At 58.0% G+C, this 6,924-nt stretch carries 10 protein-coding genes and 1 pseudogene; 6 read left to right on the top strand and 5 right to left on the bottom strand.

The window, feature by feature from the left end:
- Positions 1 to 237, bottom strand: a 237-nt coding sequence (locus BMY49_RS16515; protein WP_167359390.1) for a helix-turn-helix domain-containing protein, incomplete at its 3' end; no start/stop codon positions are given.
- Positions 238 to 461: 224 nt separating this feature from the next.
- Between BMY49_RS16515 and BMY49_RS16520 the strand changes: the two genes are divergently transcribed.
- The gene (locus tag BMY49_RS16520; protein ID WP_044630403.1) at positions 462 to 1,382 is read left to right on the top strand and encodes a glutaminase; all 921 of its coding nucleotides are present in this window, start codon (positions 462 to 464) and stop codon (positions 1,380 to 1,382) included.
- Here BMY49_RS16520 and BMY49_RS16525 read toward each other — a convergent pair.
- Entirely contained in the window at positions 1,379 to 2,233 is an 855-nt protein-coding gene (locus BMY49_RS16525) for a methylated-DNA--[protein]-cysteine S-methyltransferase (RefSeq protein WP_089676094.1), read from the bottom strand. The two genes, BMY49_RS16520 and BMY49_RS16525, sit on opposite strands and share 4 nt — an antisense overlap.
- A gap of 211 nt (positions 2,234 to 2,444) precedes the next feature.
- On the opposite strand from BMY49_RS16525, the gene BMY49_RS16530 reads away from it, so the two are divergent.
- Both BMY49_RS16530 and BMY49_RS16535 read left to right on the top strand, forming a co-directional pair.
- The gene (locus BMY49_RS16530) at positions 2,445 to 3,254 is read left to right on the top strand and encodes a DUF1206 domain-containing protein (RefSeq protein ID WP_044630401.1); all 810 of its coding nucleotides are present in this window, start codon (positions 2,445 to 2,447) and stop codon (positions 3,252 to 3,254) included.
- Between the two features lie 7 nt (positions 3,255 to 3,261).
- Entirely contained in the window at positions 3,262 to 3,864 is a 603-nt protein-coding gene (locus BMY49_RS16535) for a YqaA family protein (RefSeq protein WP_062363240.1), read from the top strand.
- A gap of 50 nt (positions 3,865 to 3,914) precedes the next feature.
- On the opposite strand, the gene BMY49_RS16540 is transcribed toward BMY49_RS16535, so the two are convergent.
- A complete protein-coding gene (locus tag BMY49_RS16540) occupies positions 3,915 to 4,325 on the bottom strand; it encodes a DUF4019 domain-containing protein (protein ID WP_044630399.1) in 411 nt (136 codons plus the stop codon).
- 220 nt (positions 4,326 to 4,545) lie between these two features.
- On the opposite strand from BMY49_RS16540, the gene BMY49_RS16545 reads away from it, so the two are divergent.
- The gene (locus tag BMY49_RS16545) at positions 4,546 to 5,301 is read left to right on the top strand and encodes a class I SAM-dependent DNA methyltransferase (protein WP_089676095.1); all 756 of its coding nucleotides are present in this window, start codon (positions 4,546 to 4,548) and stop codon (positions 5,299 to 5,301) included.
- On the opposite strand, the gene BMY49_RS16550 is transcribed toward BMY49_RS16545, so the two are convergent.
- The gene (locus BMY49_RS16550; protein ID WP_089676096.1) at positions 5,298 to 5,768 is read right to left on the bottom strand and encodes a YehS family protein; all 471 of its coding nucleotides are present in this window, start codon (positions 5,766 to 5,768) and stop codon (positions 5,298 to 5,300) included. The genes BMY49_RS16545 and BMY49_RS16550 overlap by 4 nt on opposite strands.
- 10 nt (positions 5,769 to 5,778) lie before the next feature.
- Positions 5,779 to 6,201: a Replicative DNA helicase gene (locus BMY49_RS16555; RefSeq protein WP_089676097.1), complete on the bottom strand. Its 423-nt coding sequence runs from the start codon at positions 6,199 to 6,201 to the stop codon at positions 5,779 to 5,781.
- A gap of 93 nt (positions 6,202 to 6,294) precedes the next feature.
- Here BMY49_RS16555 and BMY49_RS16560 point away from each other — a divergent pair.
- Both BMY49_RS16560 and tnpA read left to right on the top strand, forming a co-directional pair.
- Positions 6,295 to 6,624: pseudogene (locus BMY49_RS16560) on the top strand (DEAD/DEAH box helicase family protein); the annotation flags it as partial.
- A gap of 47 nt (positions 6,625 to 6,671) precedes the next feature.
- Positions 6,672 to 6,924 (top strand): IS66 family insertion sequence element accessory protein TnpA (gene tnpA / locus BMY49_RS16565; RefSeq protein ID WP_089676098.1); only part of this gene is annotated, 253 nt, incomplete at its 3' end.

Raw genomic sequence — 6,924 nt, forward strand, 5'->3', positions numbered from 1 at the left:
GCAGACATTGGACACCTCGGCCAGAAACGCCGTGTCCGGCTGTTTCTTGAGGGTGGTGAGCGCTTTGGCGGTGGCGTTGTAGCCCATGCGCTCTTGACGCTCGAACCAGGCATCGGTGCGCTGGCGCAGGAAGTGGTTGTAGACATAGCGCACACAGCCAAACGTCCGGGCAAGCTGGTCAGCTTGCTCGGACGTGGGATAAAACCGATAGCGGTAGGCACGGTGTACGGTCGTCATGGCTAAAAATTAACGTGGTAAATCTAGCATGTCAACTAAGAGGCGCTGCGCGCCTCGCGCTATCCTGCCTCGGCCTAAAAGGCCGAGGTTTGACGCGCATTTTGATTAAATCGTGCGCCCTCAGGCTTCACAAGGTGCGTCGTGGAAGGGCCGGATAACAGGCAGACAGCCGAGCTTTTTTCCGCTAGGGTAGCGGCTCCCGCTGCCAAACGACGACGCCCGAGATGCAAGAGTTACTCAACGATATTGCCGCCGAGTTGGCCCAGGAAACCGAGCGCGGCAAAATGGCTGATTACATCCCTCAGCTTGCCCATGTAGACCCCAGCCAGTTTGCCATTAGCCTAGCCACGGTAGAGGGCGAGCGCTTTTCGGCGGGCTGCGCGACCACGCCCTTCTCGATTCAGAGTATTTCCAAGGTGTTTACCTTGACCATTGCGCTGGGCAAATGGGGCGATGGGCTGTGGTCAAAAGTAGGCCGCGAGCCTTCCGGCGACCCGTTCAACTCCATCGTTCAGCTAGAGCATGAGGGCGGCAAACCGCGCAACCCGTTCATCAATGCCGGGGCCATTGCGGTGGTGGATGCCATTATGATGGGCCACGAACCCAAAGAGACTCTGGCCGAAATTTTGAGCTTTGTGCGCTACATCGCAGACGACAACAGCATCTGTTTTGATCATCAAGTCGCTGCGTCGGAAATGGAGCACAAAGATCGCAACGCTTCGCTAGCCCACTTTATGAAAGCCTTTGGGCGGCTGCGCCACGATGTCGATAAAGTGCTCGGCACCTACTTTCACCAGTGCGCTATCGCCATGAGCAGCGAACAGTTGGCCCACGCCGGGCTGTTTCTGGCCTCCGATGGAGTCAACCGCCCCAGCAACCTGCGGGTGGTATCGCCCCAGCGGGCACGGCGGATCAACTCGCTGATGATGATGTGCGGCCACTACGACGCCTCGGGGGAGTTCGCCTTTCGCGTGGGCTTGCCGGGCAAAAGCGGCGTGGGCGGCGGCATTTTAGCCATCGCGCCGGGGCGCGGTTCGCTGGCGGTATGGTCGCCAGGGTTAGATCGCTATGGCAACAGCCTACTAGGCGCACGGGCGCTGGAGATGTTCGTACAACGCACCGGCTGGTCGGTGTTTGGGCACTAGCCGTGGGCGCTTTCCAACTGTTCAGCGTACTGGGCAGCTTCCCAGGCCTGCACTTTGCGTTTCACATCTAGCCCCCAACGGTAGCCGCCTAGCGCGCCGCTTTGCTGAATCACCCGGTGGCAGGGAATCCACAGCGCCACCGGGTTCGCGCCCACCGCATTCCCTACCGCCCGAGATGCTGTTGGCGCGCCTAGCGCCTGGGCAATGTGCGAATAGCTGGCGAGCCGTCCGTCGGGAATCATCAGCAGTGCTCGCCAAACGTTCAGCTGAAAATTGGTGCCGCGTACGTGTAGCGACAGCGCCCCCGGCGCAGCCGTTTTCCCTGGCTCGAACAGCGCATCGACGGCATAGCGGGTCGCCTCTGGCCGGTGGCGCACGGTACTGCGCGGCCACTCAGCGGCGAGCTGAGCCAGCATCTCTGCCTCGGGCGTGGCGGCCAGAAACCCCATTCGGCAAATACCCCTTGGCGTCGCTGCCACCAACACTTCGCCAAACGGCGTGGGATGAATGCCGTAAGCAATCTCCACGCCCTCCCCTTGGCGCTTAAACTCGCCAGGCGTGACCGCTTCCAGTGTCACAAAATGATCGTAAAGCCGCGAGCCACCGCTTAGCCCCAGCGCCTGGGCGGTATCGGCCAGGCTTTGCGCCGAGGCAATGAGCTGTTTACCCCGCGCCAGCGTCAGCGCCTGCAAAAAGCGCTTGGGGCTAACGCCTGCATAGCGGCAAAACAGCCGCTGAAAATGGAACGCGCTCAAATGCACCTGCGCCGCGACCGTGTCTAAACTGGGCTGCTGGGTGGCGTTGGCCACCATAAAGGCCATGGCTTTTTCGATGCGGGCGTAGTCGTTCATTGCTTCTATCTCACGGGTAAGGCTAAGGGATAACGCTCACAGTAGTTCAAGCTTAACCAGCGAAGGCCCCAGGGCCCACCCGAATCTTGCTCAGTTTGCATCCCTTTTATCGCCAAATGCCCAATAAACGCTACGCTGGACATTATCTCCCTACACCCACAGTATGGGCCGCCGGAAGGATCGCCATTGCCATTTACGTCAGGAGGACATCATGGACAGTAACCCCCCGAACCAACGGGATGCGGTAAAACTGTTCGCCCGCTTGGGCTACGCATCGCGAGGCGTGGTATATCTGCTGGTGGGTGGATTAGCGGCACTGGCGGCGTTTGGCCAAGGCGGCCAAACCGAAGGCAGCCGCGGCGCGCTTGAAAGCGTACTAACCGCCCCCTTCGGCAAAGTGCTGCTGGGCGTTATTGCATTGGGGTTAGTGGGCTATGCCGTATGGCGCACGCTGCAAGCCCTTCAGGATACTGATCACCACGGCAGCGGCACTAAAGGGCTGGCGATTCGCGGGGGCTTGCTGGTTAGCGCCGTTACGCATACGTTCTTGGCCTTTTTTGCTGCCAAGCTTGTGGTTCATATCGGCGGCTCTAGCGGCTCAGGAGATGGTTCTGAAAGTGCGGCCAGTTGGCTGATGCAGCAGCCCTTCGGGCGCTGGCTGGTGGCGGCAGTCGGCATTGCGCTGATTGGCGCGGGCATCGCCCATGCCATTAAAGGCTGGAAAGCAAAATTCGACCGCCACTTCTCAATGCCTGCCAAAGTGCAGCGCTGGGCTTACCCAGTATGCCGCTTTGGTTTAGCGGTGCGTGGCTTGGTATTTGTTATGGTTGGCAGCTTCTTTATCCTAGCGGCTTACCAGTTCAACCCTAACCAAGCGGGCGGCACGACCGAAGTGTTCAGCACGTTAAGAGGCCAAGCCTTGGGCCAGTGGCTGCTCGCGTTTGTGGCTGTTGGGCTATTTGCGTTTGGCGTGTATAGCTTATTAACCGCTGTTTACCGCCGTATTAACCCTTCCCTGTAGCGCTCCTATGGCCTTTACATCAACGCGTACAAAGCAGTGGTTTGAGCGTATTAACGGCTCGAAAAATATGTTGTGGCTGCTCGCCACCCTCTCCTTTTTAGAAACCATTATTCTGCCGATTCCCATTGAACTGGTATTAATCCCGCTAATGGCAGTGAACCGGCAGCGCATCTGGGCTATTGCCGCCGTTACCACGCTGGGCTGTTTAGTGGCTTCGATAGTGGGCTACGGCGTGGGCATGGTGCTCTACCAATCCCTCGGCACGTGGTTTATCGAATTTATGGGGATGGAGCAGAGCTATCAGGCGTTTCAAGGCTTCTTTGACCAGTACGGCTTTGCAGCCATTCTCGCCATTGGCATTTTGCCGATTCCGTTTCAGGTGGCGATGATTACCGCCGGGCTCTCGGGCTACCCCATCGCGCTGTTCGCCCTGGCCGCCCTCATCGCCCGCGGGCTGCGTTACTACGGACTAGCATGGCTGGTACACCGTTTTGGGCACCGAGTGGAAAGCATGTGGAAACGCCATGCGCTGAAGACCAGCCTAGCGCTGGGCAGTGTGGTGCTTCTGCTAGTCCTGGGGATGCAGGCACTGGCGGGGCTGATCGTGTAGAAAACACACTAGCCGCCAACGTTGGCGGCTATTGATGGGCGCGAATCACGTTACTGCACGTAGTAGCCGCTCACTCGCCACGTGCCCTCTTCCAGATGTGGCGTGACGACTTCGACCACGCGCTGGTTATTCGTGAACTGGGTTTTAAAAGCGAACTCTTTGTAGTCGTTGCGCGGCGCCCCAGGCATCGAGGTGTACTGCGACATGCGGATGCGCCGCCGCGACTCGACGCTGCCCAAATCGTTGCGGGCCAGCGTCACCACGCGCTGCAGCATGGTGGGAGAAAGCGGCGTCTTCAACAGCGGCGACGACTTTTCCCAAGCCTGCTCATATTCACCTTGATCGATCGCTTCCAGCCAAGCGAGCGCGGCCGCTTCCGCCGCCTCGGTGGTAGACGCCTGTACATAAGAAGTCATCGCCAGGAGCAACGCAGAGAGAATGAGAGCAAAGGGTTTTAGCATGGCAGCCTCGTATGGCAATCGAATGTGTCGTGCGACTTTAGTAGTTATCGGACCATCACACGATTTCTTTAATCACATTAACCCTAAAGCGCTAGCCAGACTGTGAAAGAGTGCAAACTTGATCGCCGCTTGGCCAAGCCACTCCTACGCCTTCTCAAACTCCAACCGCTCGTTTACTATGCGCCTCCTCATTTATGTCAGCCCTCACCATTAGGCCACTATGTCCGTCAACGCGCTCTACACCGACCTGTCTGGCTACTACGATTTGATGTGCGTCGACATCGACTACCAGGCCCAAAGCAACGCCATTCGTCGCCTGCACCAAATTTTTGGTAACGAAGGCAAACGCCATCTGGACTTAGCCTGCGGCACCGGCCCTCACGTGCGTCATTTTCTGGATGCTGGCTATAGCAGCAGCGGGTTGGATATTAACCAACCGATGCTAGATATCGCCGCCCAACGCTGCCCAGAGGCGCACTTCTCACTGCAGGATATGAGCAGCTTTGAGGTCGACGAGCCGCTGGATCTCATCACCTGCTTTCTCTACTCCATCCACTACAGCGATGGCCTGGACAAGCTCGGCGACTGCATCGCCAGTGCCCACCGCGCCTTGAACGAGGGCGGCGTGTTCTGCTTCAACGCGGTGGATAAGCAGCGGATCGACAACGCGCTGTTCGTCAAGCACACGGTCCAGCAGGCGGAGGATAGGTTCACTTTCCGCTCCGGGTGGCACTACAGCGGCCAAGGGGAGCGGCAGTCGCTGCGGCTGAGCATCGAAAAGACCACGGCGGAGACAACGCAGGTGTGGCACGACGAGCACCCCATGGTGGCCGTCAGTTTTAGCGAACTCATCGCCCTGCTGGAGCCTACCTTCGAGGTGCACGTGTTCGAGCATGATTACCAGACCATCACGCCCTGGGATAACGTCTCAGGCAATGCGATCTTCGTATGTGTGAAACGCGAGCACCTCGCTTAACCGTTATCGTTGGGGCGAAGCTGCCGCTGAATGCCCATCAGGAAATTACGCAGCATTTGGTCTTTGCACTCGCGGTAATTCTTGTGGCTGGGCTTGCGGAAAAACGCGCTGAGTTCGTGAGGGCTAAGCGGCAGGCCCACTTGCTCGAACACTTCTAAAATATCCTCTGCCTTCATGTTCAGCGCGATACGCAGTTTCTGGAACACCATATTGTTGTTCAGCTGCGATTCTGGCGCAGGCTGCGGGCCTTCACGCTTGCCGCGTTTGAAGCTGATGAAACCGTTCAAAAACGACGCCAGCTCTTTGTTCTTCATGGTCACGAAGGCGTCGTCCTCGTCTTTTTTCAGCCACGCCGTCACCTGCTCCTGGGTCACGCTCACGTCCGCCAGGGCGAAGATCTTGACGATGGTGTTGTCTTTTAAATCAAAGGTGTAGCGGATACGGCGAAAAATATCGTTGTTGGTCAAAATCAGGTTCCTAACCGGTAGTTAATGTTGCCAGCAGCTCATCAATTTCTGCTTTAAGTTCGTTATCTTCAATAGTGTGGGCACTGGCCTGGGCCTGCTGCAAGCGTTCAATCGCCGCCTGGTTGTCGCCCAGCTCCACTTGCAGTGCCGCCATGGAAAAACCAATCGAGGCAATGTGGTCGTTCGACTGCTTGGCTACCGCCTTATCCAGCGCTTTTTGGTAGATGGGCAGCGCGTCTTCTAGCTCTTCGGTGAAGTCGGCCAGGGTTTCCCACTGCTCCGGGTGGTCTTTCCCGGTATTCTCGTGCTCGGTGCAGATCGCCTGCAGCTCGGCGTAAAGCGTTTCAAAGGTGGCGCGGTCATCCTTGGACGCGGCCTTCATCAGCTTTTCAGCCAGCTCGTACACCGCCTTGTAAATTTTGGTGTTGATCATGGACCACGACTCTGTTCATTCGGAATGGAGACAAAACGCCCTACATGCGTGTGCGTTTAGCGTCATGACAGGATTATACCTGGTTGGGATGGAGGCACGGGCAAAACCGCGGCCTTTGTGCTGCCGCTGCTGGAAAAATTCAGCAAAGCCGCAGAGCCGCTGCGCGGTAAACGCATCCGTGCACTGATCCTCGTACCCACCCGCGAGCTGGCGGTTCAGGTGAAAGCCAGCGTAGTCCAATACGCCAAGCATACCCCGCTCACCTCAATGGCCGCGTACGGCGGTATGGATACCGCGCCCCAAAAGGAGCGTTTGATCGAAGGCGTGGACATTCTGGTGGCCACACCGGGCAGGCTACTGGCCCTCGCCAGCTTGCCTGCGCGCCGTAAGCGTTCATTCCACGACGTTCTGCCACCCTGCTGAAAATCGCCCTACAGTAACCTCACACTTTCCAACACGAGGTTACCCCCATGAGAAAGCACCGCACACCCGAACAGTGGCAGGCTCTGGTCAATCAGCAGCGTGACAGTGGTCTGTCAGCTTCGAAGTTCTGCAAACAAGAGAACATCGGCTACGCCAGTTTCTGTAACTGGCGCAAGCGCCTGTCCGATCAGGCGGCCGGTGACTCAGCGGATTCCGGCGAAGCCGGTTTTCTGGACCTGTCCTCTCTGATGGGTGCGGCGCAGTCCGGCCCAGGCTGGAACATTGTGCTGAGCCTGGGCA

The organism is Vreelandella aquamarina, assembly GCF_900110265.1.
GTDB lineage: Bacteria > Pseudomonadota > Gammaproteobacteria > Pseudomonadales > Halomonadaceae > Vreelandella > Vreelandella aquamarina.